Origin of the sequence: Pseudofrankia coriaricola, from assembly GCF_032027725.1 — a bacterium.
Classification (GTDB): domain Bacteria; phylum Actinomycetota; class Actinomycetes; order Frankiales; family Frankiaceae; genus Pseudofrankia.
Genome location: NZ_JASNFO010000025.1, coordinates 50919 through 77914, shown reverse-complemented (window position 1 = coordinate 77914; position 26996 = coordinate 50919). Strand labels below are relative to the sequence as shown.

The window sequence follows — 26996 nt, the reverse complement described above, 5'->3', positions numbered from 1 at the left end:
TGCTTTGGCGCTGCGCCAAAGCGCCGTCACCCAGTGTGGCGGAGTTGGGCGGGTGACTCGCCAGGATGATGTCGGCCCACGTCGGCTCATGGACAATTGAGACCGGGTGGCCGGGTTGGGCGAACAGCTCGCCAGGACGAACTCGCGCCCACGTCGGTTACGGATCGTGGGCCGCACGGCGGCGGTGGGCGGAGTTTGGCTGGTTACCCGTCGGTCTGAGTGCCGCCACCCGTTCTGGGATATCCGTGCTGGGATGGGTAGGTTCCGCGGACGACGGCCCGACGATGCGCTGGCTGTCCCTGGCCCCGGAGGTCGCACGTTGAGTGTCGGCATGCAGGTGGTCGTCGGCGTGCTCATGGCCGTCGGCCTGATCGGGGTCGTCCTGCCGGTGCTGCCCGGACTGCTGATCATCCTCGGTGCTGGGCTGTGGTGGACCATCGCCGACGGCGGCGGAGCGCGCTGGGCGGTCTTCGCGGTGATGGTGGTGCTGGCCGCCCTTGGCACGGGGGCCAAGTACGTGCTGCCGGCCAAGGCCACCGCGGGCCGGGGCGCGCCGCCGACGACGCTGCTTCTCGGTGTCGTCGGCGCCATCATCGGTTTCTTCGCGATCCCGGTGCTCGGCCTGCTGATCGGCGGTCTGCTCGGCATCTACCTGGCGGAGGCGGTCCGGCTCAAGGACTGGCGGGCGGCCCTCGGCTCGACCTGGGCCGCCCTTGTCGCGATCGGCATCGGCCTCGTCCTCGAGCTGGCCGCCGGCGTCCTCGCGGCCCTCACCTGGCTCATCGCCGCCCTCGTCCTCTAGGGCGCCTGAGACCCCGGTCACTCTCGGCACGCGGTTGGCCACCCTCGCTGGCGCCGCGGCGGTCAGACGGCAGAATGAGCCTGCCGGGCCGGTCGTCGCCCGGTCTGAGACTGTTGGCGGACGTTCGGCCGCGCTGGCTTCGCCATTGTCATGTGGCCTTCGGCCGTCATGCGACCTCCGGCGCCAGCGCCGACCGATCGTCCGATCCATCCGATTCAGGCGGATATCGACGTCGGCATGAGGAGACGTGCTTGCGCAGGACAGCCGGGCGGTGCCGCCCCACGCGCCACCGCGCCGCGCGCCGCGTCCAGCTCGCCGCGCTCATCGCGCTCGTCGCCGCCGTGCTGGTCGCCGGCTGTTCCGGCGACGCGGCGGCCGGAGGCCGCGCGACGGCCACTTCTCCCCCGCCCCAGCTGCGCGTCATGATCGTCGGGGACTCGATCACCCACGAGTCCGCCGGCGACTACACCTGGCGCTACCGGCTCGCCGAGCACCTGACCCGTACGGCGACCGGGCGGGTGGACTTCGTCGGCGACCGCGACGACATCTGGGACAATGTCGCCGACAAGGGCGGCTCGCACGACTACGCCGACCCCGCCTTCGACAGCGAGCACCACGCCCGCTGGGGGACCTCGCTGCGCAGTGAGGTGCCGCAGATCGAGGCCGCGGTCCGCGCACACCCTGCCGACGTCATGCTTATCGCGATCGGCGCCAACGACCTGACCTACTGGACTCAGCCACCCGACACCGCCGTGCTGATGAAGCAGCTCATCGACAACGCGCGCCGGGTGAACCCGAATATGAACTTCGTCGTCGGTCATGTGCTCACCAGGGCCGACTTCCGCGACAACAGCATGAACCTGCCGGGCGCGCCGCCGTTCAACGCGATCCTCGACGCGCAGGCGCCCGGCTGGTCGACGCCGACGTCCAAGGTGGTCGTCGCCCGCACGGACATCGACTGGGATCCGCTGCGCGACGCCTGGGACGGCTCGCACCCGACTCCGGACGGAGAGGTGATCATCGCCCGCGGCTTCGCCGACGCTCTCGCGGGTCTGGGCATCGGCGCGCCCTACGGCCCGCTCCCCGGCCACATCCCGTGGCCGGGGACTGGCCGCAAACCCACCGTGGTCCTGACCAGGCCCGGCGAGAGCCGCGCCACCGTCTCCTGGGCCGCCACACCAGGCGCAACCGAGTACGTCGTCGAGCGCCAGGTCGTCTCCTGGCACGAGCCGGACTTCATCCGAGCGCCGGCGCCGGTCACCGGCTACAGCTGGACCAGCGACCCTTTGCTCGCCGGCATCACCGTGGCCTACCGCATCGTCCCGATGAAGGGCCGCATGCCCGGAGCCCCCGGCCCCGCCACCACCTTCACCATCGGCGCATTACAGTGACCGCCCCGCACGGCCATCAGGAATGAGCTGGGTGTGCTGGGCAAGCAGCGCCATGAGGGCGGGCCTGCCGGCCTCATCCACCGCTTTGAGCGGAAGGATCTGCACCTGGGCGTAACGGCCGGGTCCGGTGAGCAGCAGCACGAACCTGTCGGTCTCGATCCGGAAGGGGTACTGCTGCCAGCTCATCGACGCGGTCGCCGTCACCGTCTGGGTGCGCACCCCCGTCGGCCAGAGTTCGACGGTAATGGGGCTCGCGAGCCACGGGTTGTCGCGCACCTGGTTGCCCACGGCCGAGCTGGCCAGCCGCCGCGGCGAAAGCCACGCAAACAGCAGGAGGCACAGCGGCACCAGCAGGATCACCGTGAACACGACGGCAAACACGGTCGGCCCGCCCTCACTGGCATACACGACCAGCAGCGAGAAGACGATCACCACTGTCATCACGATCCGTTGCCGGGCGACCGGTCCACGGATCCGGGCCGCCGCCGCGGCCGCGATGTCGTCGGGACTCAGGACGAACATTAAACGAATAAATCCGAGCGCCGCTCTGATATCACTTATATCGGACATCGAGCAAAGTATAGGACCCGTCCAGGCGGTACTCACATGCCTCGCCGGCCATCCGGCCCCGGCCAACAGGTGACGAGGTCAGTACCAGATGACGATCGGCTCCGCGCGGTCGTCGAGTTGGGCGGGCTCGGTGGCGGGAAGCCGGCCGGCCTGGCCGGTGGCGATCCGGTGCGCGCTCCAGGCGACGGCCGCGGCGTCGAGGACGTCGACCGGCGGGACGAGGTTCGCGCCGCCGAGGTCGTCGGGCAGCACGACGCCGGCGGCGCGCAGCAGAGCCCGCCGCCGCGCCGCGCCCGCCCAGGTCGTCTTGGCGTGGGCGAGCGGGGCGTGCGCGGGCATGGCCGGAACCCCGCCGCGAGCGACGACCGCGCGCACGTCACTGCCCAGGATGTCGCCGGGGATCAGGTCGCCGGTCTCCCGGCCCGCCGCGACCATCGCCATCCAGGCCTCGGCGGGATCGGTACGCGGGCGGGCGGCCATCGCGGCGAACGCCACCTCCGGATGCACCTCGTAAAGCCGGCCGGGCATCCGTTCGCGCAGCACGTCGGCCTCGAGGAGCTTGTGCCGTAGGCCCCAGGTCTGCTGCGTGAGGCCGGCGCCGGTCAGCGCCCGGCAGCGCGCGTTCGCGGCGCCGAAGTCGGCGTACCCCCACACCGGGCGCGGCGGGACCAGGAAAACGCTCGCCCGGCGCGGCCCGAGCACCGCTCGGGCGGCGTGGTCGGCGGCCCGCCAGCCCTCATCGAGCAGGCCGAGGGGCATGTCGACGCCGATCACCGCGACCGTCGTCGTGTCGACGAGCGCGCGCAGCTCGCCGGCGAAGCGAGCGCCGCTGAACGCGCCGCCGGCCAGCTCGACGGCCACCCACCCGCCGGGGCACGCGTCCACGCCGAGCACCCTGACCGGACCGGCCGGCCGGCCCGCCCGCATCCGCTCGCCCGCTGCCGACGACATGCCGTTCACCCTGCCAGACAACCGCTCCTCGGGTGGGCCGAAATCCGCCAGCCGGCCCGGGCACCGGGCCAGACGACCGGCGCCAGGTCCCGGCCGGCTCGTCAGGCCGCCGGCTCGGCCGAGCTGGTGGCGCTCGTCGGCGTGGAGCAGCGGTCCTCAATACGGGCGAAACGCCATATCCGCGAGCGCCATGGCGCCGCGGGCGAGCAGACGGCTCTGCACGCCGATCTGACCTCCTACACTGGGCGTGCCGGACGGCGGCACCCGCGCCGACCTGGTATTTCTGACGCCCCGCTCCCGACCAGGATCCGGGAAATCCCGGTCGGGAGCGGGGGTAACATCGGCCACCGCCGACGGGTCCGATTTCCGACGGCCCGTCGAAGACGCGCTCACGCCCGGGTGGAATCCGACGGTATTCCTGTCGCCAGGGCGCGGCATGACGCCGCTGTCGCGGCGGACGACGAACCGCTTCACCTTCGGGCCGTCGGCGGCGAGGCCCCGTCGTTATAACGGCCCTGTCGTTATAACGGTTGGCATCAAGGTCCCCGGCGGGCGTATCCCGGGTGCGACAGCCGCCCGCCGGAGGTGCCGGGCTCGCCGGGCGCTGCGCTGGCCCGGTCCCGCGTTGGAAGCGCGCCGCGGGATCGAACCCCGCCGTCAGTGATCCTGGGGACAACGGCCGCCGGGCGTGCGAAGGAAGATCATTTTCGCACACCCTTTGGCCCTCTAGAGAAGAGCTCGTCGACGAGGGCGCGGCTGTCGCATGTATGACAGATCGGGGAAAACCCTGAAAATGATGGTGCTCGGGGTCCTGTCACGCCAGCATGGGAGCGACCCGACGGTCCCCGGGTCGGTGGTGTGAGGGGGGACGGCAATGCCGTATGCAAAAAGCTGGCCCGGTGGCCGGTACCAGTTCGCGGGCGTAAGCGGGCCTGGCGCGCCCGCCACGCGGTGGTCAGTCGCGGTGCCGGACGTGTTCCCGGTTGCCCGGTCCGTGGCCTCGTAACGCCATGGCCGAGGGACTGACGATCAGCGTCGGCGGCCAGGTCGTCTCCGTGCCGCCCGACCGGCCCTTCGTCGTGGGCCGCGCGGCTGCCTGCGACCTGGTGGTCGCGAACACCAAGGTGTCGCGCCGTCACCTGCTGCTGGAGCCCGCGCCGGACGGCTGGGCCGCCGTCGACATCAGCACGAACGGGACATGGGTGACCGGCCGGCGCGTACACCGGGTGCGCATCCACGAGGAGTGCCGCTTCCAGCTTGGCGCGGTGGACGGCCCGGAGGTCGTGGTGGCCCTGGCGTCCGCGCCGACCGCCCCGACCGACCTGCGCGCCGCTCCCGCGGCGCGCGGCGAGGTCCTCGTGGACAGGCCAGCGCCACGGCCAGCGGTGGTCGAGAACCCGCCGCGCCTGACGCCCGCGGCCCCCGCCAGGCCGGCGAACGGGAGCGCGGCCGCGCCGGCCGCTCCCGCCGCGCGGGCGGGCACCCCGCCACCGCGGGCAGCCGCCGCACCCGCCGCGCCTCCGCGAGCTCCCCGCCAGCCCCAGCGGCCGGACGAGGACGATCCCTGGTCCGAACGGCCGACGCTGTTCCCCCGCGGCCAGCAGATGGGCCCGGTCCTGCCGCCGGCCGGCTGGGACGACGCCGACGACCGTGACGGGCAGAGCCGCACGCACCCGCTGCGGATGGGCCGGATGTCGATCGGCCGGGGCCTTTCCAACGACGTCGTGGTCAACGACCTGCTGGCGTCCCGGGAACACGCGGAGCTGCTGGTCGGCCGCGGCGGCGCCCAGATCGTCGACCTCGGCTCGGCGAACGGGACGTTCGTCAACGGCCAGCGCATCGACCGGGCGGTTCTCAGCCCCGGCGACGTGATCGCGATCGGCCACCACATGTTCTATGTGGCCGACCAGCACCTGGCCGAGCACATCGAGACCGGCGACGTCGAGTTCGAGGTCGACGGCGTCTCGGTCGACCGCGACGGGAACCGCCTGCTGCACGACCTGACGTTCAAGCTGCCGGCCCGGTCCCTGCTGGGCGTGATCGGCCCGAGTGGCGCGGGCAAGTCGACACTGCTGGGTGCGCTGACGGGCTTCCGCCCAGCGAACGTCGGCACGGTGCGCTACGCCGGCCGTGACCTCTACACCGAGTACGACGAGCTGCGCCGCCGGATCGGCTACGTGCCGCAGGACGACATCCTGCACACCTCGCTGACCGTGCGCCAGGCGCTCGAGTACGGCGCCAAGCTGCGTTTCCCCGCGGACACGACCAGCGAGGAGCGCCGCCGGCGGATCGACGAGGTGCTGGCCGAGCTCAGCCTCACGAACCGGGGCTCGGGCGGGGCCGGCGGGCCGAACGGGCTCGTGGCCGCCGAGGCGACGCAGCTGCGCTTCATCGACGACGACGACGAGGCGGGGTCCGCGACGAGCGGCGGTGACCTCGCCGACCGGCAGGTCTCCAAGCTGTCGGGCGGCCAGCGCAAGCGCACGAGCGTCGCCCTGGAGCTGCTCACCCAGCCGACGCTGCTCTTCCTCGACGAGCCGACCTCGGGCCTGGACCCGGGCCTGGACAAGGAGGTCATGGAGACGCTGCGCCGCCTCGCCGACGGCGGGCGGACGGTCGTCGTCGTCACCCACAGCGTCGCCCAGCTGAACCTGTGCGACTACCTGCTGGTGCTGGCCAAGGGCGGCCACGTCGCCTACTTCGGCCCGCCGCAGCACGCGCTGGAGTTCTTCGACGAGGCCGACTGGGCCGACGCCTTCCGCGTTCTGCAGACGAACAAGGGCGCCAAGGCGCTCGCGAACCGTTTCCGGTCCTCGGACCTGTTCATGAAGGGCTCGGCGGTCGTGCCGTTCGCGCGGCCGGAGCCCCAGGCACTGCCGAGCATCCGCCAGCAGTCGGTGCTGTCCCAGCTGGTCACGCTGTCCCGGCGATATATGAAGGTCATCGCCTCCGACAAGTCCTACCTGCGGCTGCTCATCGCCTATCCGATCGTCCTCGGGGTGATCCCGTGGACGATCAAGACATCCGCCGGCTTCGCACTGCCCGACACAGGTAAACCGAACCTGGACGCGCCGCGGGCGCTGCTCGTACTGATCCTGATGGCCTGCTTCATGGGCATGTCCAACTCGGTCCGCGAGCTCGTCAAGGAACGGGAGATCTACCGCCGAGAACGGTCGATCGGCCTGTCCACCACCGCCTACCTCGGCTCCAAGGTCGTCGTGCTGTCGCTGATCACGGGGCTGCAGGGCGTCCTGCTGACGGGCATCGCGCTGGTCACCCGTTTCCCACCTGAGGGCGCGGTGTTCAAGCACGCCGCGTGGGCGGAGATGCTCATCGCCGTCGGCCTCACGGCGGTCGCCTCGACAATGGTGGGCCTGATCGTCTCCGCGCTGGTGGACAACGCGGACAAGACCATGCCTTTCCTGGTCGTACTGACGATCTCGCAGCTGGTGTTCACCGGGGCGTTGCTGGTGCTGCCCGGAGCGAAGGGCCTGGAGCAGCTGTCCTGGCTGTTCCCCGGGCGGTGGGGCTACGCCGCGGCGGCGTCGACGTCCGATCTCAACGTCATCCAGATGGCCGGCAGCCAGCAGAACCCGGACGTCAAACCCGACCCCCTGTGGAACCACACCGCGTCGGCCTACCTCGGCGACCTGGTCGGGGTGGCGGCCATCGGCCTCGTCGCCCTGATCGTGACAGCCCTGCTGCTGCGCCGGCTCGACCCGCGCCGCGCCCGCAACCGCTGAACCAGCCACGCGCGGTGGGCGCCTGGCCAACCCGGGGCGCCCGCCGTCCCACACGGGGCAGCGCCCCTGCACGACCGTGCCGTCAGGGGACGCGCTAGAGGACGGCGCCGCGCTCCTTCAGCTCCGTGATCTCCTGCCAGGTCAGCCCGAGCTCGAGCAGCACGGCCTCGGTGTGCTCGCCGTGCTCGGGCGCGCGGGTCGGCTGGCCGGGCCTGCCGTCGAACTGCACGGGCGTGGTCACCATCGGCAGGCCGAACCCGGCGCCCATCTCGACGTCCGCGACGTAGCCGTTGGCGAGCACCTGCGGGTCGTCGTGGACCTCCCGCGGCGTCTGCACGGGCGCCCACTCCCCCGCGAACCCCGCCAGCGCCGCCCGCCAGGCCGCGAGCGGCCGCGCGGCGAAGAGGGCGTCGAGCTCCTCGACGCAGGCAGCTGCGTTGCGGCGGCGGGCGTCCAGGTCCACGAACCGCGGGTCGACGGCGAGCTCCGGGCGCCCGAGCGCGGCGCACAGGCCGGGCCAGTGCCGGTCGGGTGAGAGCATCATCAACGCGACGTAGCGGTCGTCGGCGGTGCGGTAGGTGAGCATCAGCGGGTTCCAGGCAGCGTGCCGGTCGACCCGGGTACCGGTGCGGCCCGCGGCGTCCAGCCGGGCGTTGACGACGTCGGGCTGGATCTGCCAGAGCCCCGCGGCGAGCAGCGACGAGTCGATGACCGACGGCTCGCCCGTCGTCGCGCGCCGGTAGAGGGCGGTGCTCACGGCGCCGGCGAGCGCCAGGCCCGCGACGAGGTCGCCGAAGGCGGGGCGCGGCGGCCCCGGCCACTCGTCCGGCGCGGTGTGCAGGTGCTGCATCCCGCTGCGCGCCCAGTAGGCGCCCGTGTCGTAGCCGCCGCGGTCGGCGTCCGGCCCGCGGGCGCCGAAGGCGGTGCCGCGCACGTAGATGACCGATGGCGCATCGAGGCGCACGTCGTCGACGTCGACCCGCAGCCGGCGGCGGGCGTCCGCGCGCAGGCTCGTCACGAAGACATCGGTGTCGGCGAGGAGCCGCCCGAGCAGCGCGCGGCCGTCGGGGTGCCCAAGGTCGATGCCCACCGACCGCTTGCTCCGGTTGGCGGACTGGAAGAAGGGGTCCACCCCGCGGTAGACGTTGTGCAGACCGACGGTGGTCAGCGCCCGGTACGGGTCGCCCGTCGTCGGATGCTCCACCTTGACGACCTGGGCGCCCCATTCTGCGAGTACCGCGCTGGCCATCGGCACGAACACGTGGGTGGCGACCTCGAGCACCCGCACTCCGGCCAGCGGAGCCACATCAGGCAAGGTCGAACCCTCTCAGCCAGGCCAACAGCAAAGTAACCGCTCATTCAGTATCACCGAGGTGGTCGAACGGACGCCATCTCCTCGTCACGGGATGGCATCCTCGGCACGAGCGCCACGGTCAGCCCTCCGGGCGGGCGACGGCCCGCCCGCGAAAGCGCAGCGGACGTTCTTCGAACTCCTCCCGGACGTGCGCGACCCAGCCGACGCACCTGGCCGTGGCAAAGATCGCTGGGGCCGAGCCGGGCGGCAGCCGGCCCACGTAGCACAGCACTCCCAGTGCGACATCGACGGACGAGAGCGCGCCGCTGTCGCGCGCGTGGGCGAGGAACTGGTCCATCGTCGCGCGCTCGGCCGCGCCGGCCATCCTCCGGACCGCCTCCAGCAGCGGCGCGGTGCGCGGATCGTCACCCAGGTGGCTGGGCTGCACGGTGGCGAGCCGCCGCAGCGGCGCGAGGTCGGGGGCCGCGAGACCCGGCTCCGCGAGGTCGAGCAGCAGCCGATGGACGAGGTCCGAGACACGCCCGTGCAGCTCGCCGTCGAGCGTGCCCAGGGCCGTCAGCACGCAGGCGGGCAGGTCGGACCGGACGGACGCGGCGATGCGGGCGGCAAGGGTGGACGTCGCCAGTTCATGGTCGGCCAGGACGACGAGCGCCCGGTTGAGCGCGCGGACCCGTGGCGGCGTCGACGCCAGCGGCGACAGCCGCGCCCACAGCCCGCGGGCCAGCGGGAACGGTTCGGCCCGCGCGCCGTCCGAGGACAGCCCCGACCCGACCCGCGCCTCACCGGAAGGCGGTTCCCGCTCGCCCGGCCGGCCGCCTGGCGCTCGCCCGCCCCAGCGGAACGGCCCCACGCTCCCGGCCGCCGGCGATCCGTCGGGCGTTTCCGACCCACTCGCGGGGCCGCCAGCTGACTCGGCAAGCAGCGCGACGAGGCGCCGCCCGGTCTCGAGGTCACCGACCGGCCCCCGCAGCAGCGGCGCCGCCGCCGCCACGGCGACCGCCATCCGCGCCAGCGGGCCGACCTGTTCGCCCAGGCTCGCGACAGCGACGGTGGCGGCCGCCCGGATGTCGGCGGGCAGGGACCACGGCGCCCGGTCGGCCGCCCCGCCGGACCAGATCAGCTCGGCCACGTCCTCGAACGGCGTCTCGTCGGCGAGCAGCCGGCCGAGATCATGCCCGCGGTAGGAGATCCGTCCCGGCTCGATCGTGCTCACCGCCGAGCCGACCGCGACGTCGATCCCCGCGCGGGAGCGCCGGTGCGTGCGGGGCCGCCCGTGCCGGGCGAGCAGTTCGACCTCGTCCGCGTCGTAGAGGCTACGCCGCTTCTCGTCGATCCCCGCCCGGGTCAGCGAGCCGCGGCTGACGTACGCGTAGAGCGTCCGGACATCCACTCCGAGTCGTTCGGCGGCCGCGCGCGCGGTCATGAGCCGGCCCATAGGTTGACGATAATCAACGTTGATTGGGACCGCTTCACCGGATCAGACTTCCGTCATGCACCCTGCCAACGAACTGGCGACCTCGGAGACAAACCCGGACGGGCCCCGGCTCGGCGAGCGGGCTGACACGGGTGGAGGCCGTCTCGATCCCACCGGCCTCGACGGATCCGGCGGATTCGCCGCCCTGGTCGGTCGGCTGTGGGAGGCCGTCGGCGACGACCCGTCGACGCCGCCGGCCGAGATCCGCGTCCAGGGTCCGGAAGGCTTCCTGCCGTCGGTGTTCGACGTCACCGGATTCGCGTCGGCGGCCGTCGCCGTGGCCGCGCTGGCCATCGCCGACCTTCTCGCGCTGATCGAGGGCCGCGACGCGCGCGCGGTGACGGTCGAGCGGCGCGCGGCGAGCGCCGCGTTCCTCGCCGAGTCACTGTTCACGCCGGTCGGCTGGGAGCGCCAGGCCATCTGGGATCCCATCGCCGGCGACTACCGGACGGCGGATGGCTGGATCCGCCTGCACACGAACTACCGCCACCACCGCGAGGCCGTCGAGCGGGTACTCGGGCTGACCGGTCGCGGGGGCGGCGCCGTCGACCGCGCGACCGTCACCGCGGTCGTGGCCGGGTGGCCGGGTGACGACCTCGAGACGGCGGTGGCGCGAGCTGGCGGCTGCGCGGCCGTCCAGCGCGACCGGATCGCCTGGCTCGCGTCCGAACCGGGAGCGGCCGGCGCCGCGGAGCCGCTCGTCCGACTCGAGCCGCGGCCCGCGACCGGTGCTGGCTCCCCGAACTGGGCGCAGCGGCGGCCCGGCGACTCGGGCGGGCCTCGCTCCGGCCGCTCCGGCGGCGCCGGCGGGGAGCCCGGCCCACGTCGCCCGCTCGCCGGCCTGCGGGTCCTCGACCTGACCAGGGTGATCGCGGGACCGGTCGCGACCCGGTGGCTCGCCGCCTACGGGGCCGACGTCGTCCGCATCGACCCGGTCGGGTTCGCCGAGGTACCGGCACTGCTGCCCGTGATGACGGCCGGCAAGCGACGCGCCGCCCTCGACCTGCGTGCGGCCGATGGCCGGGCCGCCTTCGCCGCGCTGGTGGCCGACGCCGATGTGCTGGTGTGCGGGCTGCGCTCCGACGCGCTGGACCGGCTCGGGTTCGGGCCGCGGGAGCTGCTGGCCGCGAACCCCGACCTCGTCGTCGCCCGCCTCGACGCCTACGGGTGGTCGGGGCCCTGGGCGACCCGGCGCGGCTTCGACAGCCTGGTCCAGATGAGCTGCGGCATCACGGCGGCCGGCGCCGCCGCGGCCGGTCACGACGCGCCACGACCGCTGCCCGCGCAGGCCCTCGACCACGGCACCGGCTACCTGCTGGCCGCCGCGGTCCTACGCGCTGTGCACCGCCTCGCGCGCACAGGCGAGGCCAGCTTGGTCACGGCGTCCCTCGTCGGCACAGCGAACGTCCTTATGTCCCTGCCGGCCCCGGACGGCCTGGCCGTCCCGGCGCCGCGGTTCTCGCCGGACGACACAGAACCGGTCCGGACCGCCTGGGGCGACGGCCGGGGCGTGCCCGTCCCGGGAGCGATCGACGGCCTGGCGCCCGACCTGGCCGAGCCCGCCGGCCCGCTCGGCTCGCACGCTCCGGTGTGGCTGCCGCGGTGAGCCCCGCGGGCTCGGCCCCGGTCATCCCAACGGTGAGATCGCCGGGCTCCTCTCGATCAGCCCGCTCACCGTGCGCACCCACGTCCAGCGGACCATGACCAAGCTCGAAGCCCGTGACCGCGCCAAGCTCGTCGTCGTCGCCTACCAGTCCGGCCTTGGACCCCCCGAGGAGCGTCCAGGGATGCCAGAAAGCCGATAAGGCACCCGGCACCGCGGCTCCGCCTCGTTCCGGGCGATACATTCTGGCCCGTCGGCCGCGAAAACAGAACCATCGGCCAGAAAAAGGGCATGGCGGTCGCAAAATGTCGTCGGGGACGACGGAGCCCGCCAGCCATGAAAGCGAGCCTGCCGGTGGCGAAAGGACAGACCATGGGGTCGACGACGCCGAGAGTCATCCCTGCCGGGTACGGGCGGCGGCGCTGGCTCGCGGGCGCGCGCCCGCGGCCCGCCCTGGCCCTGGCCGCGGCGTTGGCGACGGCCGGCGTGGCCGCCTGCTCCGGCGCGGACCAACCGTCACCCACACCGTCGGCCGGCATCGCCACGACCGCCGCCGCTGGCACGGCCCAGGGCACGGCGGGCGCGCCCGCGCGGCCGGGCACGCTCGTGGCCGTCACCACCCAGGGCGCGCTCGTGCGGCTGGACCCGGGGACCGGCCAGACGGTACGTACCCTGCGCCAGGCCGGCGTCGTCGGCGACGCGGTGGCGCTCACCCCCGACGGCAAGACGGTGTACTACGAGGTCGGCGCCGGCTGCGAGCACGAGATCTGGCGGGCCGGCACCGACGGCGGGGCCCCGACGAAGGTCGCGTCGAAGGGCAGCGCGCCCGCGCTGAACCCTGATGGCACCCGCCTCGCCTATGCCGTGCAGTACATCATGGCCACCACGAGCGACTGCCTTCCGCCGAGCGGCAACGTGGCCGCCGGCTTCCGGGTCGTGGTCCTCGACTTGGCGACGCGCAAGACCTGGCAGTACCCGATGCCGCCCGAGGTCGCCGAGTCAGGGCTGCCCGCGCCGATCAGCCACCTGTCCTGGTCGCCGGACGGTGCCCGCCTGGCCGTGTCGATCACCGCGGTCCAGGACAACGAGGGTTGGCGGCTGGCCCTCATGAACCCGTCGACGGACACGACCTACTTCCGCGAGGACGGCTCGACCGACGTGCCGCTGGCCGGCGTCGACCCGCACGACTACTACTACAGCGAGGCCGTCTTCCTGCCGAACGGGCACCTGTTCGCGGTGCGGCAGTGCTGCGACGGGTATCCCCCGAAGACGACGTCGGTGGACATGTCGGAGATCGACCCGGCGAGCGGCCGGCAGATCCGCCAGGTCGCGGTCGGCCTGACCGACCGGGGGCACACCAGCCTGTCCGTCAGCGCCGACGGGCACTGGCTGCTCTACCTGTCCGGAGCCGACCTCCAGATCTCCCAGGACGGCGCCCGGCCGACGACCCTCGCCTCCGGCTTCCAGGCCGCCGCCTGGTAGTCACGCCGCGCCAGGCATCGCCTCGTCGCCGTCTACCGCCCGGCCGAGCTCCTCATGGCGTGGAAACCGTCCGCGTAACAGCTCCCTGTCATGACCGCGGCGCGGCGCGGTCATCGGCAGGGCGTCAGTCGCGACCGGTGAGGCCGGTGAGGCCGCACGCGGCGTGGCTGACGAACTCGTCGAGGCGGGCCCACAGCGTGGCGCGGGTAGGGGCGAAGTTGTGCATGTGGGCCATCCGGCGGACGACGAAGACCGAGAGGTCGGTGGCGGCCTTGAAGCCGGCGATCTCCTCGGCGGGAGGGCGGCAGACGTCGCGCTCGCCCGAGGCGAGCAGGACGGGGACGTCGATGAGGGCGACCTGCTCGGCCAACGCCCCGGGCATCATCAGCTCCATGCTGAAACCGGGATAGGCGGCGGTGCCCCACGGCGGGGGCGTGCGGCGGGCGGGTACCCCGGCGGCGATGTCAGCCGCGACGAGGGCGGCGAGGGCGGCGCGCTCGTCATCGCCCCCGTCCGGCGGGAGCGGCCCGGTGGCGGCGTCCGGGTCCTCCCAGTGGAAGATCCAGGCCCAGTCGGCGCCGGCCATCCGGGCGAGCGTCGCCTGCTCGGCGGTCGCACCGTCCGGGACGGGCACGGTGCGGCCCGGCCGCAGCGGCAGGTTCGTGCCCGCCATGCTGCTGCCGAGCATCGCGACGGCGTCGAAGGTGCGGTGGTAGGCCTGCATGCCGGCGAGCGCATGGCCTCCCAGCGACTGCCCCGCGCCGACGACCGCCCCCGGCTGGAACGGCGGGATGCCCTCGGCCAGAGAGCCGGCCCGCATGCGGTCGAGGATCGTCACGACCGCGGCGTGGTTCGCCGCGGCGACCGTCGGCAGGGTCGTGATCTCCCCCGGCAGCTCGGTACTGTCCCCCACGCCGAGATGGTCGATCGCGACGACGACCGTCCCGCGCGAGACGTGGTGTCCGGCCTGGCTGAATCCCGGGGCCGGCAGGTCGAAGTAGTGCCGGTTGTACCCGCCACCCGGCATCAGGACGAGCACCGGCGGGCCCGCCGCCAGCGCCTCGTCCGCCGGGAGGTGGACGCTCGCCGCGATGTGCCATCCCTCGGCGCCATCCGCGGCCGCGACGGCGGCCTTCAGGTCCACAAGCCGCGTGGATGTCATCCCGCTCCTCCTCTGTGTCGGGGACGCGCGTGCGTCGGGGAGACGCGCGCCGTTTCGGGAACAGGTGCTCAGACGCCGGCGGGGGCCGCCGCGGGGGCCTCGCGCGTGGTGGCCCGCCGCGCCGTGACCGGCCGCCTTCGGCACGGTTGTCGCGCCGCTCGCCTATCCCGCCGCTCGCCGCGCGACCGACAGGTTGCGGGCGCCGGCGAGCAGCAGGGCGGCGCGTTCCCGCAGCACGTCGCACAGGTCGGCGGGGTCGGCCAGCGCCCAGTCCCGGACCGCGTCCATGACGAGCGAGGTCAGCATGAGCGCCAACGACCGCGCGGCGACGTGCTCGGGAAGCTCGCCGGTCTCCCGGGCGTGGACGAACACGACCTCGAACGCCCGCTCGAACCCGAACCGCTCCCCGGCCTTCGTCTGGTAACAGGCGTTGCCCACGTTCTGTGCGGCGAGCATCCGGCGCACCGCGACCCGCGGCACCTTCTCGACCCGCCGGCCGATGCCCGTCACCAGCCCGGCGAGGATTTCGTCGACGGTGTGATTCCCGGCGAGGTCACGCCGCGCGTCCTCGTAGGCGACCCGCGCGGTCAGCCAGCCTGTTTCCAGGAGGATGTCTTCCTTGCGCGCGAAATGAAAGTAGAAGGTGGCCTTCGAGATACCGGCGCGGGCGGCTATCTCCTCGGCGGTCGTCTCGTCGATACCGGTCTCGTACCCGCGTTGTGCCCACAGGTCGAGCGCCGCCTTGACGATGGCCCGCCTGGTGTCGCGTGACCGTTCCTGAACCAGCAACGACCGCTTCGGCCCCGCGCGTCGTTCTGCCACGCCCCTATCACCTCCGGAAGGCCGAGCCTAGCCCAGCCGACACCGCGCGAACATCCGTCCGCGGCCACGGAGCCCAGGTCCGGTCGACCTGGCCCGGCGCGGTGGGGGCCGTGAGGGACGGGGCGAGTCGGGACGATGGCGCCAGACGATGGCGCCGGAACGGCTCGTAATTCTTGACGGGGACGTCAAGACTCCGATAGCACGATCTAATGACGACTGTTGGGATCGCCACCGGCGCGGGCCGGGGCATGGGTCTGGCCTGCGCGCGGCGGCTCGCGGACACGGTGGACGCGCTGGTGCTCGTCGACCGCGACGAGACCACCGTCACGGCGGCCGCCGCCGACCTCGCGGCCGCGGGCCACCGGGCCAGCGTCGAGCCGTTCGTCGCCGACGTCACCGACGCCGAGGCCCTCGGCCGGCTCGCGGCGCGCGTCGGCGAGCTCGGCACGCTGCGGTCGGTCGCGCACGTGGCCGGCATCTCGCCGACCATGGCGGACTGGCGCCGTATCTTCACCGTCGACCTCGTCGGCACCGCCCTGCTGACCGAGGCGCTGCGCCCGCTGTTCACCATGGGAAGCGCGATGGTGTGCTTCGCGTCGCTGGCCGCGCACCTCGCGGGCCCCGGCCCGCACCCGGCCATCGACCCGGTGATCGACGAGCCGCTCGACCCGCGTTTCCTCGACCGTGTCCAGGAGGCTCTCGGCTCGGCGGCCGAGGACACCGGCGTCGCCTACACCTTCGCCAAGCGCGGGGTGCACCGGTTCGTCCAGCGGGAGGCGGTGCGGCTCGGCCCGCTGGGAGCGCGCATCGTCTCGCTCTCTCCCGGCCTCATCGACACCCCGCAGGGCCGCCAGGAGGCCGCCGAGCACACGACGATGGCCGAGATGGTGAAGGCGACCCCGCTCGGCGCGCGGGAGGGGACCTCGGACGAGATCGCCGCCGTGGTCGCCTTCCTGCTCTCCGATGAGGCGCGCTTCGTCACCGGCATCGACGTCCTCGTCGACGGTGGCGTCCTCGCCGCGCTGCGGGGCCCCGGGGCCCCGAAACTGGGGTAGCCCGGTCGCGCACCCGCCGCGGCTCGGCGCTGGCTCGCCACATGCGCACTCGACGCGTGCGTCCAGGCCGGCGTTGTGCCAGGAGCCCGGCGCCGACCGCGGCGGCCACGCGGCGCCACTCCGGAAACACGGCGCGACGTGGGAAGACCACGGAGGGAACTGTTTCCGACGCGTTACGCACTGTCAGCTAGTTGTCAGGTTTCGAACCGGTCCATCCCGGCCGACCTAAGATCACAAATGTGACCCTGGCCACCGCGTCTCCGCCGACGCCCGTCAGCGCCACCGACCGGCTGACCGGTCCGGCGCGGGAGGCGGCTGTCTGGCTGCGGGCGAGGGCCAGGACGACTCCCGGCCTCCTGCGCATCGTGTCCGTGGCGCTCGTCGCGGCCATCACCCTGCTGTGGGCCGCCGCCTTCGCCGCGGTCCTCGTCCGCGACGACGCGGTCCACGCGGTGAGCGCCGACGCCGCCCCGGCCTTCGCCGCCGCCCAGCGCCTGCACGCCGACCTGTCGGAGGCCGACGCCACGATCGCCAGCGCCGTCCTCGCCGGCCCGGTCGAACCGCCCGAGCAGCGCAGGGCCTACGACGAGAGCATCGGCGCGGCCGAGGGCGAGCTGCTCGCGCTGGCCAGGGCGGGCGGCTCGCCCGCGGCGGGCGACGCGCTGGACACGCTGCACCGCGAGATCCCGGCCTACACCGGCCTGATCGGCCAGGCCCGCGCCAACAACCGGCAGGGAAACGTCGTCGGCGGGGCGTACCTGCAGAAGGCGTCCCAGCTCATGCAGCAGACGATCCTGCCGGCCGCGGACAGTCTCGCCGCGAGCAGCGCCCAGCAGGTCGACGACGGGTACCGGCGGGCGACGTCCTCGACCCACCTCGTGCTGGTCTCGGTCGCGGGCGTCGTCACCCTGGCCGCGCTGGCCGGTGTCCAGGTGTGGCTCTTCCGGCGGACCCACCGGTGGCTCAACCTTGGGCTGCTCGTCGCGACGGCCTGCGTCCTGGTGACCTTCGCCGTCACGCTCGGCGCCTTCTCGGCCGAGCGCGCCCGGATGCTCGAAGGCCGCGACCACGGCTTCGTCCCGATGTCCGAGATCGCCCAGGCCAGAGTGCTCGGCCTGCGCGCCTGGGGCGACGAGAGCCTGTCGCTGATCGCGCGCGGCGACGGCGCGGCCCTCGACGCGGACGCGGACGCCGTCGCCACGCGCCTCGGCTACCCCCCGGAGGGCCGCCCGACGGGCTCGGGGGTGCTGCCGACCATCACCGCCTACCTGAACGGGGAAGGCTTCCCCGACGGCGACCTCGACGCGCTGTGGCGGGGCTACCAGGCCACCAGCAACACGGTGCGCGACCAGGTGACGAAACCCGGCCAGTTCAACCAGGCGCGTGACCTCGCGCTGGGCGACGGCACGACCGCCTTCGGACGGTTCGACGACGCGGCGGAGGCGGCGCTGAAGGCGAGCCAGCAGCGCTTCGACGACCGGCTCTCGGCCGCGGGTGACCGGCTCAGGGGCCTCGAGGCCGTCGTCATCGTGCTGTCGGTGCTGGCCGCGGCGGCGGCGCTGGCCGGCATCCAGCCACGGATCAACGAGTACCGGTGAGGCGGCGACACATGATGCGCGGCCGTCAGCTCCTTCCCGTCCGTCACCCGCGGCGCGTGAGCGTGGGCATGGGCGGGCGCACGGCTCTCGGCTCGGCGCTGGTCGCCATGCTGGTCGCGGGCTGCGGGACGGTCACGAGCCCGCTGGCCGACGCCGGCCGCCCGCTGCCGTTGACGACCGCCCCCGGCAGCGCCCCGGCCGCGACGTCCTCGCCGGCCCCCACCCCGGACTGTGGCGATCCGAAGGTCAGCCGGCGCCCGCCGGCGGTCATGCCCGCGCCGGGCGCGATGCCCGCTGGCAGCTACATGGAGGAAATCGCCAAGCGCGGCTACCTCGTCGCGGGCGTCCTGTCCGACGCACCGCCGTTCGGCTCGATCAACCTGGCCGCGGGGCCGGACGGGGGGCAGTTCGAGGGCTTCGACATCGACATCGCCAAGGAGATCGCGAAGGCCATCTTCGGTCCGGACGGCGCCGACGAGGCGCACCTGAAGTTCCGGGCGCTCGTCAACTCCGAGCGCATCCCCGTGATCCAGAAAAACGAGGCCGACATCATCGTGGCGACGATGACGACGAACTGCGCGCGGCGTACCCAGGTCGACTTCTCGGTGCCGTACTACGAGGCCAATGCCCGGGTGCTCGTCCTGAAGGGCTCGCCCTACCACGGGATCGAGGACCTCGGCGGCAAGAAGGTCTGCTCGGCGGCGGGGACCACCTCGCTGCAGCACGTGGCCGACGCCGCGTCCCACCCGATCCCGGTCGGCCTGCCGGGCGACGGCGACTGCCTGCTCGCGCTGCAGAACGGCGACGTGGAGGCGATCTCGACCGACGACACGATCCTCATCGGCATGGTGCAACAGGACCCGCGGACAGAGATCGTCGGCGGCGTCCTGGACACCGAGCCGGACGCGGTGGCGGTAAGCCTCGACCATCCCGACCTGACGCGCTTCGTCAACGGCGTGCTCGCGCGGGTCGTGGCGAGCGGGCGCTGGGACGAGATCGCGCAGACCTGGCTGGGGTCGGTCGACCCACCGCTGAACCCACCGCCCTCGCCGCCCACAGCGCTCTACCGGGACTGAGGCGTGATGGCGCCCGGGTCGCTGTCCGCGCTGGACAGGACACTCGACCAGCTGCGCGCCGGCGCGGCCGGGCTGGCCACCGCGCTGCTCGAGCTCGACACCGACGCCAACCGGGCCCTGCTCGACCCGGCGGCGCGGACCGGCGCCACGGCCGAGCGCTCCAGGGCGGTGCGCGCCCGGCTCGACTGGCTGTGGGAGCGCCACCTGCTGCTGTCCGGCGTGATCCGCCAGGCGGAGACGCTGCGCGGCGACCGGTCCTGGCTGGGCCCGCGCCGGATCGCGGAACTGGAGGTCCTCCTGCACCGCGCGTCGCAGCCACGACCGCCGGCACCGCCGGCCGTCGGCGGTGACGCCGCCAGCGCGGGCACCGCCAGCGCGGGCACCGCCAGCGCGGGCACCGCCAGCGCGGGCACCGCCAGCGCGGGCACCGCCAGCGCGGGCACCGCCAGCGCGGGCCCAGCCAGCGCGGGCCCAGCCAGCGCGGGCCCAGCCAGCGCGGGCCCAGCCAGCGCGGGCCCAGCCAGCGCGGGCCCAGCCAGCGCGGGCCCAGCCAGCGCGGGCCCAGCCAGCGCGGGCGCCCCCGCCGCCCACCCGCCGGCTGGTCCGGCCGCGGGCATCGCCGCCTACCCCGAGGACCTGCTGGACGGGACGAGCGAGGTCGTCGACGCGGTCCGGGCGGACGTGAACGCGGTCGTCGCCGCCTGGGCGGCGAGCGTCGGCCAGCTCTCGGCCGCCGAACGGCGGCTGGCCGAGCTCACCGTCGACGCCGCCCGGCTGGGCCTGGCCGACCTGCCGGAGCTCGCCGACGCCAGGGCGGCGGTGCGCGCGCACGGGTCGGCCGTCGCCGCCGACCCGCTGTCGGCCCAGGCGGCGGACCTCGCCGCCGCCGCGGCGGCGGTGGACGAGGCCGACGCGGTCCTCGGCGCGCTCGGGCGGGCCCGCGGCTCGCTCGCCGGGGACCTGCGCGCCGCCGAGGCGCTGCTGACCGAGATCCTCGCCGTCGCCGCCGAGGGCGAACGCCACGCGCGCAGGGCGGTCGAACGGGTCGCGGGCGCGCGGGCGGCGCTGGGGCGGCTGGACGAGGGCTGGCTGTCCGACCCACGCCGCGGGCTGCGCCCCTGGCTGGGCCGGCTGGCTGACGCGGCGGCCGGCGGCGACTGGCCGGGCGCGGCCCGCGGGCTGCTGGCCTGGCGCGGTACCGCCGAGGCGACGCTGCGGCGGGCCCGCGAGGTCGCCGAGGAGAACGCCACGCCGCTGCGGCGGCGCGACGAGCTGCGGGGGCTGCTCGGGGCGCTGCACGCGAAGGCCGCCGCCGACGGCAGCGCCGAGGACCCGGATCTCATCGCGCTGCACCGGCGGGCCCATGATGCGCTCTACATCGCTCCCAGCGATCTGGACCTCGCCGGCGAACTCGTCCACAGGTACGCGGCGGCGGTCACCGCCGGTCGCGCCAGTCTCGGCGGGGCCAGCGGGACCGGCGGGGTGCCGGCCCGGATGCCGCCCGCCGCGCCGCCGGCCCGCTCCGGCGGGCGAGCCGGGGGCACCGCGCACGACGACCGCGCGACGGGCAACGCCGCGTGGGACACGGAGGAGGCGGGATGACATCCAAGGGCATCCCCTGCCCGCAGAGCGACTGCCCGGGCGGCACGATCGACGCCGATGGCTACTGCGACACGTGCGGCACTCTCTACGTGCCACCGGCCGCGCCTGGCCAGGCGTCCACGCCCGGCCAGCCCAGCGCCAGGGGCCCGAACGGCTGCGTGGACCCCGCCTGTGACGGGCGCATCACCGACGACGGCTACTGCGACGTCTGCGGGACCCACGTGGGCTCGGCGGCCGGCGGTAGCCCCCAGCCCGGTGCCGGCAATGGCACCGGTGGGACCGGGAGCGCCACCGCCGGCGTCGGCGGTGGGACCGGAAGCGGAAGCGGAAGCGCCAGCGGGTCTGGAAGCAGCCGGTCCGGCCGCTCCCGCCGGTCGACGCGCACGACCGGGCCGCGCAGCCGGCTCGGCGCCGGTCTCGTCGAGGTGCCGGAGCTGCCCGCGCCCGACCCGACCTCGATGGTGCTCGTCGACCCGCAGATTCCCGAGAGCCGCCGGATCTGCCCCAACCCCGACTGCAGGCAACCGGTCGGGCGCGGCAGCGCCAAGCGGGCGGCCAGGCCCAAGGGGTTCTGCGGCAAGTGCCGGACGCCGTTCTCGTTCGTGCCCGCGCTCTCCAAGGGAGACCGGGCCGGCCAGTACGAGATCGAGGGCGCGATCGCGCACGGCGGCCAGGGCTGGATCTACCTGGCCCGCGACACCGGCGTCGACCAGACCTTCTGGGTCGTGCTCAAGGGCATGCTCGACGCGGGTGACGCCGACGCCTACGCCGCGGCCGTCGCCGAGCGCCGGTTCCTCGCCTCCGTCGACCACTCCGCGATCGTCAAGGTCTACACGTTCGTGGAGCACGCCGGCCACAGCTACATCGTCATGGAGTACGTCGGCGGGACGTCGCTGCGCGAGCTGCTCAAGCGCCGCCGCGACGCGGCCGGCGGCAACCCGGACCCCCTGCCGGTGGCCGAGGCGATCTCCTTCATCCTCGCGGTGCTGCCCGCGTTCGCCTACCTGCACCGCAGTGGCCTGGTGTTCTGCGACTTCAAGCCTGACAACGTCATGCTCGCCAGGGACGCGGTGAAGCTCATCGACCTCGGCGCCGTCCGCCGGCTCGACGCCGTCGGCGGGGCGATCTACGGCACACCCGGCTACCAGGGCCCGGAGGTGGCCAGGCAGGGGCCGTCGGTCGCCTCCGACCTGTACACGATCGGGCGGACGCTCGCGGCGCTGATCCTGAACTTCCGCGGCAACACCTCGACCTACCGGTACCGCCTCCCGCCGACCTCGGAGCACCCGCCGCTGGTCCGCTACGACTCGCTCTACCGGTTCCTGCGCAAGTCGACCGCGCCCCTGCCCGACGACCGGTTCACCAGCGCCGACGAGATGTACGACGAGCTGCTGGGCGTGCTGCGCGAGATCGTCGCCGCCGAGGGCGGCAAGCCGGTGCCGGCGCCGAGCCGGCTGTTCGCCGGCGACAGCCACCTCACGGGCGAGGACCTGGACGGCACCAGGGCCGGGCCGCCGTGGGCGGTGCTGCCGGCGCTGCGGGTCGACCCCGCCGACCAGGCGGCCAGCACCCTGGCGGCCCTGCCGGACAGCGACCCCGCCGCGCTCGCCCAGCTGCTCGCCGCGATCAGCCCCCAGACCGTCGAGGTGCGGCTGCGGCGGGCCCGCGCCCTGATGGAGGCGGGCGAGGCGGGCGAGGCCGGCCAGCTGCTCGACGAGGTCGCCGACGAGGACCTCTGGGAGTGGCGGGTCGAGTACTACCGCGGGCTGCTCGCGCTCACGGGCGGCGACGCGGCGGCGGCCAGAGGCGCCTTCGACCGGGTCTACTCTCAGGCGCCGGGCGAGCTCGCGCCCAAGCTCGCGCTCGCGCTCGCCGCCGAGGTCGACGGCGCCCTGGCGCACGCCGAAAGGATGTACGACATCGTCTCGCGCACCGACGACGGGTTCACCAGCGCGGCGTTCGGGCTCGCCAGGGTCCGCACCGCCCGGGGCGACCGGACGGGGGCCGTGGCGGCCTACCAGCGGGTCCCACCGTCCTCGGCGGCCCACCTGGACGCGCAGATCCGGCTGGCCCGGGTGCTCGGCACGGTGACGGCGGCGGGGACGCCCGGCCGGGACGACATCGCCGAGGCGTCCCGGGTGCTCGACCGGCTCGGCGCCGGCCAGGGGCTCCGGCTCGACGAGGTGCGGCGCGCGGCGCTCACCCGCGACCTGCTCGCCGCCGCGGTCGGCCTGGTCGCCTCGGGCGCGCTGGCGGACGCCGACGACATCCAGGTCGCGGGGGCCCGGCTGCGGGAGACCGACCTGCGGTTCGCCCTCGAGCGGGTCTACCGCGAGATGGCCAAGCAGGCGCCGAACGCCGCCATCCGGTATGAGCTGGTCGACCTCGCGAACAGCGTCCGTCCCAGGACGCTGATCTGATGGCGCCCGCCGGGCAGGCCAGCGCGCGGGAGCCGAGCGGCGCCGGCGACCACGCGGCCGGGGTCGTCACGCCGGCCGCGTCGGCCGAGGCCGCCCTCGCGGACGGGCCGGCCGCGGCCAGCCCGGTGAACGCGGCCGACGCGGTGGACATGGGCGGCGCGGTGGACGAGGGCGGCGCGGACGAGGGGACCGCGGCGGTGCGGCTCTGCCAGGCATGCCTGGCAGAGGCGGCCGACTCGGACGTCTACTGCGAGCAGTGCGGGGCGGTCCTCCCGGCGGCGGCCCCGCCTGGTGCGTCCGGCCAACCGGCGTCGGCCGTCCCGGCCAGCCCACCAGACCCCGCCAGCCCACCAGACCCCGCCAGCCCACCAGACCCCGCCAGCCCGCCAGACCCCGCCAGCGCGCCGAAGCCGACCGCGGCGTCCGCACCGGGGTCGACAGCGCCGGGACCGAGGCCGTCGGCGCCGACGCCGACGCCGACGGCGCCGGGGGCGACCGCGCGGCCGGAGACCGCCGGCTCACGGGCCACGGTCGTACCGGAGACGTCGGACGCACGCGCGGAGGCGACTGGCGTGGAGCCGACCGTCTCGCTGGGCTCGACCGCCTCCCAGGGGTCGACGGTGTCGCTGGAGGCCCCGGCACCCGCCGCCGGGCCCAGGTTCGCCGGGCCGGGCGGGCTGTGCCCGGCGTGCGCCTCCGCGTCGGTCGACGACGACGGCTACTGCCTCAACTGCGGCCTGCGGCTGGGCTCGGCCCGCCCCGGCGACCACCTGGAGATGGACCTCGGCCGGCTCGCCGGCGTCAGCGACCGCGGGCTCGTCCACCGGGACAACGAGGACGCGATGGGCCTGCGCCTCGTCGCCTGGCCGGACCCCGCGACAGCGGGCGGAACCGGGACGGCGGTCGTCGCCGTCGTCTGCGACGGCGTCTCCACCGTGCCCGGCTCGGGACCGGCCGCCGCCACCGCGGCCCAGACGGCGACGGCCACGCTCGCGGAGTGGCTCACCGCGGCGAGCCCCCACGCGCCTGCGGTGCCCGGCGGGCTGCATGTGGCGACGGAGCGGGCCCAGCGGGCCATGCCCGCCGCCGCGCCCGGCGACCCGGCGCCGTCGTGCACCTTCGCCGCGGCCGTCGTCACCGGTACCGACGTCACGGTCGGGTGGCTGGGCGACAGCCGGGTCTACCTGCTCGGCTCGGACGGCGGGGCGCTGCGGCTGACCGCCGACGACACGCTCGCCGCCGAGGCCGTGCGTGCCGGCCTCATCCCGCCTGAGGCCGCCGACACGGCCCCCGGCGCGCACACCATCACCCGCTGGCTCAGCCCCGACCGCGGGGAGGCACGGCCGCGGGTCGCCGTCGTACCGGTCACCGGCCCCGGGCGGGTCGTGGTCTGCACGGACGGGCTGTGGAACTACGCCTCCGGCGTCACGGAGCTGGCCGCGCACGTCGCGGCGCTGCCACCCGACGCCTCCGCGCTCGCGGTCGCCCGCCACCTGACCGCGGTCGCGCTACACGCGGGCGGCCGCGACAACATCACCGTCGTCGTCATCGACATGCCGGGGAGAGGCTGATGCTCGTCTTCACCTCCGAGGTCAACCAGAACAAGTACCTGCCCGCGGGCGGGACGGATGTGCACGCGGTGGTCACGGTCACCGCAAAGAGCGGCGGGCAGGAGCAGGGCCAGGCCCGGTCCCAGCCGGGCGGGCGGACGGCGGCGGAGGTGATCCTGCTGGACTGCTCCGGGTCCATGGGCGGCAACAAGATCATCGAAGCGCGCCGGGCCGCGAGGGCCGCGATCGACACGCTGAGCGACGGGGTGCTGTTCGCGGTCGTGCAGGGCGAGCACTTCGCCAAGAAGATCTTCCCGGAACGGGACAGCCTGGCCGTCGCCTCCGCCGCCACCCGAGAGGCGGCCAAGACGGCGGTGAGCCGGATGCAGGCGGGCGGCGGGACCGCGATCGGCGAGTGGCTGCTGCTCGCCCGCGAGCTGATGCTGACCAGGCCGGACGCGATCCACCACGCGATCCTGCTCACCGACGGCCAGAACGGCCAGACCGAGGCGGAGCTCGACCGGGCGCTGAACCAGTGCGAGGGAGTGTTCCAGTGCGACTGCCGCGGCGTCGGCGCGGACTGGGAGGTGGCCCAGCTGCGGCGGATCGCCAAGCGGCTGCTCGGCGACGTCGGCCTCATCCGCAAGCCAAACGAGATGGCCGACGACTTCCGTGCCATCGTCGAGGCGGCCCTCGGCCGCGGGATCGACAAGGTGGCGCTGCGGGTCTGGACGCCGCGGGGCGCCGACGTGCTGTTCCTGCGGCAGGTGCTCCCGGACGTCACGGACCTGACCGGCGGCGCCGTCGCGGTGGACGCGTTGACCAGGGACTACCCGACGGGCGCGTGGGGCGAGGAAAAGCGTGTGTACCACCTGGGTATCAAGATCCTCCCCGGCCCGGTCGGCGTCGAGAAGCTGTCGGCCCGGGTGCGTCTGGTCGTCGACGGCGAGCCGCTCGCGGAGGCGAAGGTGCTCGCCGCCTGGACCGACGACGTCGAGCTGAGCACGCGGATCGACGGCACGGTCGCGCACTACACCGGACAGGCCGAGCTCGCCGACGCTATACAGAAGGGTCTCGAGGCCCGCAACGAAGGCGACGGGGAGACCGCCGCGACGCTGCTCGGGCAGGCGGCCCGGCTCGCCACCAAGGCACGGGACACCGCCAGGCTGACGCTGCTGGAGAAGGTGGTCGAGATCGAGGACGCCGCGACGGGCAAGGTGAAGCTGCGCGCGAACGTGGACAAGCTGGACGAGATGGATCTCGACGCCCAGTCGACGAAGACGGTCCCAGCGCCGCGGTGAGCGTCCGCTGCCCGCTGGGCCACCTTTCGAGCACCGACGACTGGTGCGACGAGTGCGGTGCCCGGATCGAGGCCGCGGCGGACGCGGCCGGCGCGACCGCTGCGGGCGGTGCGGGCGGCGCCGCGCAGGTGGCGACCGCGCCGATGCCGGCCGACGGCACCGCCGCTCCGTCGGCGCGGCCACCGCTCGGCTGGGTCACCGGTCCGTGGCCGGTGACCCAGCCGCCGGCCGACGAGCACCTCTCGGGCGCGGCCGGACAGCCGAGCCTCCACCTGGGCGGCGTTCCGCGTGCCGGCGCCTCCCCCGCCGGCCCGCCTCCGGCCGCCGCGACGCCCACGGGGGCTGTGGGACCCGCCGGGCGGGAGGCGGTATGTCCGCTGTGCGAGACGCCGCGCGAGCCCGGCCAGCGCTACTGCGAGGAGTGCGCCTATGACTTCCTCACCCGGACCGTGCCCGCGGAACGGGAGCGCCCGGCACCGCCCCTGACCACCCAGCCGACTCCCCCGCCGGCACCGCCCCCCACGCCCTCCACCCCACCCCGCGCGCCGTCACGCCCGGAGCCGCCCGTCGGCGCCCCGGCCGCGTGGCTGGCCGAGGTCGTTCCCGACCGGGCCTACTTCGATCGCGGCGACGACGGCTCGGCGCCGTTCCCGACCGACACGCCACCCCGGCTCGTCGCGTTGCTGGGCGGCCGGACCCTGATCGGGCGGCGCAGCCGGTCTCGCGGGATCTTCCCGGAGATCGACCTGTCGCTGCCCCCGGAGGACATCGGCGTCTCCCGCGCGCATGCCCTGCTCGAGCACCCTCCGGGCGGGCCGCTCACCGTCATCGACCTCGGTTCCGCGAACGGCACCTGGCTCGGGGACGACCTGCGCCGGGTGGAGCGCGGCGTCGCGGTCGAGCTCGCCGACGGTGCGCGCATCTACCTCGGTTCCTGGACTCGGATCACGCTGCGCGCCCGCTGACCCGGCCGGCCCGCCGGCCGGGCCAGGCCGTGCGCCGTGGCGACGGCGAGGACGCGCCAAAACCGGTCCCGGGCGGCCAAAACGGCCAGAGCGGGATCGAGGGCCCTATCACCA

The 26996-nt window shown here is 74.5% G+C and carries 19 protein-coding genes and 1 pseudogene; 14 read left to right on the top strand and 6 right to left on the bottom strand.

All coding sequences use genetic code 11. From position 1 onward, the window contains the following. Positions 1-331 precede the first annotated feature (331 nt). Both QOZ89_RS14580 and QOZ89_RS14575 read left to right on the top strand, forming a co-directional pair. Positions 332-802, top strand: coding sequence for a DUF456 domain-containing protein (locus QOZ89_RS14580; RefSeq protein WP_083419965.1), 471 nt, complete (start codon positions 332-334; stop codon positions 800-802). A gap of 251 nt (positions 803-1053) precedes the next feature. Continuing rightward, positions 1054-2193, top strand: coding sequence for a GDSL-type esterase/lipase family protein (locus QOZ89_RS14575; protein ID WP_071053738.1), 1140 nt, complete (start codon positions 1054-1056; stop codon positions 2191-2193). Here the strand turns inward: QOZ89_RS14575 and QOZ89_RS14570 are convergent. Together QOZ89_RS14570 and QOZ89_RS14565 are read right to left on the bottom strand one after the other, a co-directional pair. Beyond that, the gene (locus tag QOZ89_RS14570) at positions 2185-2799 is read right to left on the bottom strand and encodes a YcxB family protein (RefSeq protein WP_312624025.1); all 615 of its coding nucleotides are present in this window, start codon (positions 2797-2799) and stop codon (positions 2185-2187) included. The two genes, QOZ89_RS14575 and QOZ89_RS14570, sit on opposite strands and share 9 nt — an antisense overlap. A gap of 42 nt (positions 2800-2841) precedes the next feature. Beyond that, complete coding sequence (locus tag QOZ89_RS14565) at positions 2842-3714, bottom strand: DUF429 domain-containing protein (RefSeq protein ID WP_241842372.1); 873 nt, start codon at positions 3712-3714, stop codon at positions 2842-2844. 1010 nt (positions 3715-4724) lie between these two features. Here QOZ89_RS14565 and QOZ89_RS14560 point away from each other — a divergent pair. Continuing rightward, positions 4725-7457, top strand: coding sequence for an FHA domain-containing protein (locus QOZ89_RS14560; protein WP_071053733.1), 2733 nt, complete (start codon positions 4725-4727; stop codon positions 7455-7457). 94 nt (positions 7458-7551) lie between these two features. On the opposite strand, the gene QOZ89_RS14555 is transcribed toward QOZ89_RS14560, so the two are convergent. Both QOZ89_RS14555 and QOZ89_RS14550 read right to left on the bottom strand, forming a co-directional pair. Then, positions 7552-8772: a CaiB/BaiF CoA transferase family protein gene (locus tag QOZ89_RS14555; protein ID WP_083419964.1), complete on the bottom strand. Its 1221-nt coding sequence runs from the start codon at positions 8770-8772 to the stop codon at positions 7552-7554. A gap of 118 nt (positions 8773-8890) precedes the next feature. Next, complete coding sequence (locus QOZ89_RS14550; RefSeq protein ID WP_131804213.1) at positions 8891-10195, bottom strand: citrate synthase; 1305 nt, start codon at positions 10193-10195, stop codon at positions 8891-8893. Positions 10196-10262: 67 nt separating this feature from the next. Between QOZ89_RS14550 and QOZ89_RS14545 the strand changes: the two genes are divergently transcribed. The 3 genes and pseudogenes from QOZ89_RS14545 to QOZ89_RS14535 all read left to right on the top strand — a co-directional run bounded on the left by QOZ89_RS14545 (position 10263) and on the right by QOZ89_RS14535 (position 13331). After that, entirely contained in the window at positions 10263-11852 is a 1590-nt protein-coding gene (locus QOZ89_RS14545) for a CoA transferase (RefSeq protein WP_083419963.1), read from the top strand. Positions 11853-11871: 19 nt separating this feature from the next. Then, positions 11872-12051, top strand: a pseudogene (locus QOZ89_RS14540) (response regulator transcription factor); the annotation flags it as partial. A 170-nt stretch (positions 12052-12221) separates the two neighbouring features. Next, positions 12222-13331 carry a TolB-like translocation protein gene (locus QOZ89_RS14535; protein WP_312624024.1) on the top strand — a complete coding sequence of 370 codons (1110 nt, stop codon included), beginning with the start codon at positions 12222-12224 and terminating at the stop codon, positions 13329-13331. Between the two features lie 124 nt (positions 13332-13455). Here QOZ89_RS14535 and QOZ89_RS14530 read toward each other — a convergent pair whose 3' ends face one another. Beyond that, positions 13456-14493 carry an alpha/beta fold hydrolase gene (locus QOZ89_RS14530; protein ID WP_071053730.1) on the bottom strand — a complete coding sequence of 346 codons (1038 nt, stop codon included), beginning with the start codon at positions 14491-14493 and terminating at the stop codon, positions 13456-13458. A gap of 162 nt (positions 14494-14655) precedes the next feature. Continuing rightward, a complete protein-coding gene (locus tag QOZ89_RS14525) occupies positions 14656-15315 on the bottom strand; it encodes a TetR family transcriptional regulator (RefSeq protein ID WP_071053729.1) in 660 nt (219 codons plus the stop codon). A 209-nt stretch (positions 15316-15524) separates the two neighbouring features. Between QOZ89_RS14525 and QOZ89_RS14520 the strand changes: the two genes are divergently transcribed. The 8 genes from QOZ89_RS14520 (at position 15525) to QOZ89_RS14485 (ending at position 26882) form a co-directional block, all read left to right on the top strand. Further along, positions 15525-16370, top strand: coding sequence for an SDR family oxidoreductase (locus QOZ89_RS14520; protein WP_312624023.1), 846 nt, complete (start codon positions 15525-15527; stop codon positions 16368-16370). 239 nt (positions 16371-16609) lie between these two features. Beyond that, positions 16610-17968 carry a GlnX family signal transduction membrane protein gene (locus QOZ89_RS14515; RefSeq protein WP_312624022.1) on the top strand — a complete coding sequence of 453 codons (1359 nt, stop codon included), beginning with the start codon at positions 16610-16612 and terminating at the stop codon, positions 17966-17968. Next, positions 17965-19044, top strand: coding sequence for a glutamate ABC transporter substrate-binding protein (locus tag QOZ89_RS14510; RefSeq protein ID WP_312624021.1), 1080 nt, complete (start codon positions 17965-17967; stop codon positions 19042-19044). Before QOZ89_RS14515 ends, QOZ89_RS14510 begins: the two co-directional genes overlap by 4 nt. A gap of 6 nt (positions 19045-19050) precedes the next feature. Continuing rightward, positions 19051-20646, top strand: coding sequence for a hypothetical protein (locus tag QOZ89_RS14505; RefSeq protein ID WP_312624020.1), 1596 nt, complete (start codon positions 19051-19053; stop codon positions 20644-20646). Beyond that, the gene (locus QOZ89_RS14500; protein WP_312624019.1) at positions 20643-23066 is read left to right on the top strand and encodes a serine/threonine-protein kinase; all 2424 of its coding nucleotides are present in this window, start codon (positions 20643-20645) and stop codon (positions 23064-23066) included. Before QOZ89_RS14505 ends, QOZ89_RS14500 begins: the two co-directional genes overlap by 4 nt. After that, the gene (locus QOZ89_RS14495) at positions 23066-24637 is read left to right on the top strand and encodes a protein phosphatase 2C domain-containing protein (RefSeq protein ID WP_312624018.1); all 1572 of its coding nucleotides are present in this window, start codon (positions 23066-23068) and stop codon (positions 24635-24637) included. Before QOZ89_RS14500 ends, QOZ89_RS14495 begins: the two co-directional genes overlap by 1 nt. Next, the gene (locus QOZ89_RS14490) at positions 24637-25917 is read left to right on the top strand and encodes a VWA domain-containing protein (protein WP_312624017.1); all 1281 of its coding nucleotides are present in this window, start codon (positions 24637-24639) and stop codon (positions 25915-25917) included. The genes QOZ89_RS14495 and QOZ89_RS14490 overlap by 1 nt, the downstream gene beginning before the upstream one ends. Further along, positions 25914-26882: an FHA domain-containing protein gene (locus QOZ89_RS14485; protein ID WP_312624016.1), complete on the top strand. Its 969-nt coding sequence runs from the start codon at positions 25914-25916 to the stop codon at positions 26880-26882. The genes QOZ89_RS14490 and QOZ89_RS14485 overlap by 4 nt, the downstream gene beginning before the upstream one ends. Positions 26883-26996 lie beyond the last annotated feature (114 nt).

Bases quoted from the DNA above. Each gene is read 5' to 3' on its own strand.
- QOZ89_RS14580 (WP_083419965.1), top strand. From the start codon at position 332: ATGCAGGTGGTCGTCGGCGTGCTCATGGCCGTCGGCCTGATCGGGGTC.
- QOZ89_RS14565 (WP_241842372.1), bottom strand. From the start codon at position 3,714: ATGTCGTCGGCAGCGGGCGAGCGGATGCGGGCGGGCCGGCCGGCCGGT.
- QOZ89_RS14560 (WP_071053733.1), top strand. From the start codon at position 4,725: ATGGCCGAGGGACTGACGATCAGCGTCGGCGGCCAGGTCGTCTCCGTG.
- QOZ89_RS14550 (WP_131804213.1), bottom strand. From the start codon at position 10,195: ATGACCGCGCGCGCGGCCGCCGAACGACTCGGAGTGGATGTCCGGACG.
- QOZ89_RS14545 (WP_083419963.1), top strand. From the start codon at position 10,263: ATGCACCCTGCCAACGAACTGGCGACCTCGGAGACAAACCCGGACGGG.
- QOZ89_RS14535 (WP_312624024.1), top strand. From the start codon at position 12,222: ATGGGGTCGACGACGCCGAGAGTCATCCCTGCCGGGTACGGGCGGCGG.
- QOZ89_RS14530 (WP_071053730.1), bottom strand. From the start codon at position 14,493: ATGACATCCACGCGGCTTGTGGACCTGAAGGCCGCCGTCGCGGCCGCG.
- QOZ89_RS14520 (WP_312624023.1), top strand. From the start codon at position 15,525: ATGACGACTGTTGGGATCGCCACCGGCGCGGGCCGGGGCATGGGTCTG.
- QOZ89_RS14505 (WP_312624020.1), top strand. From the start codon at position 19,051: ATGGCGCCCGGGTCGCTGTCCGCGCTGGACAGGACACTCGACCAGCTG.
- QOZ89_RS14500 (WP_312624019.1), top strand. From the start codon at position 20,643: ATGACATCCAAGGGCATCCCCTGCCCGCAGAGCGACTGCCCGGGCGGC.
- QOZ89_RS14495 (WP_312624018.1), top strand. From the start codon at position 23,066: ATGGCGCCCGCCGGGCAGGCCAGCGCGCGGGAGCCGAGCGGCGCCGGC.
- QOZ89_RS14490 (WP_312624017.1), top strand. From the start codon at position 24,637: ATGCTCGTCTTCACCTCCGAGGTCAACCAGAACAAGTACCTGCCCGCG.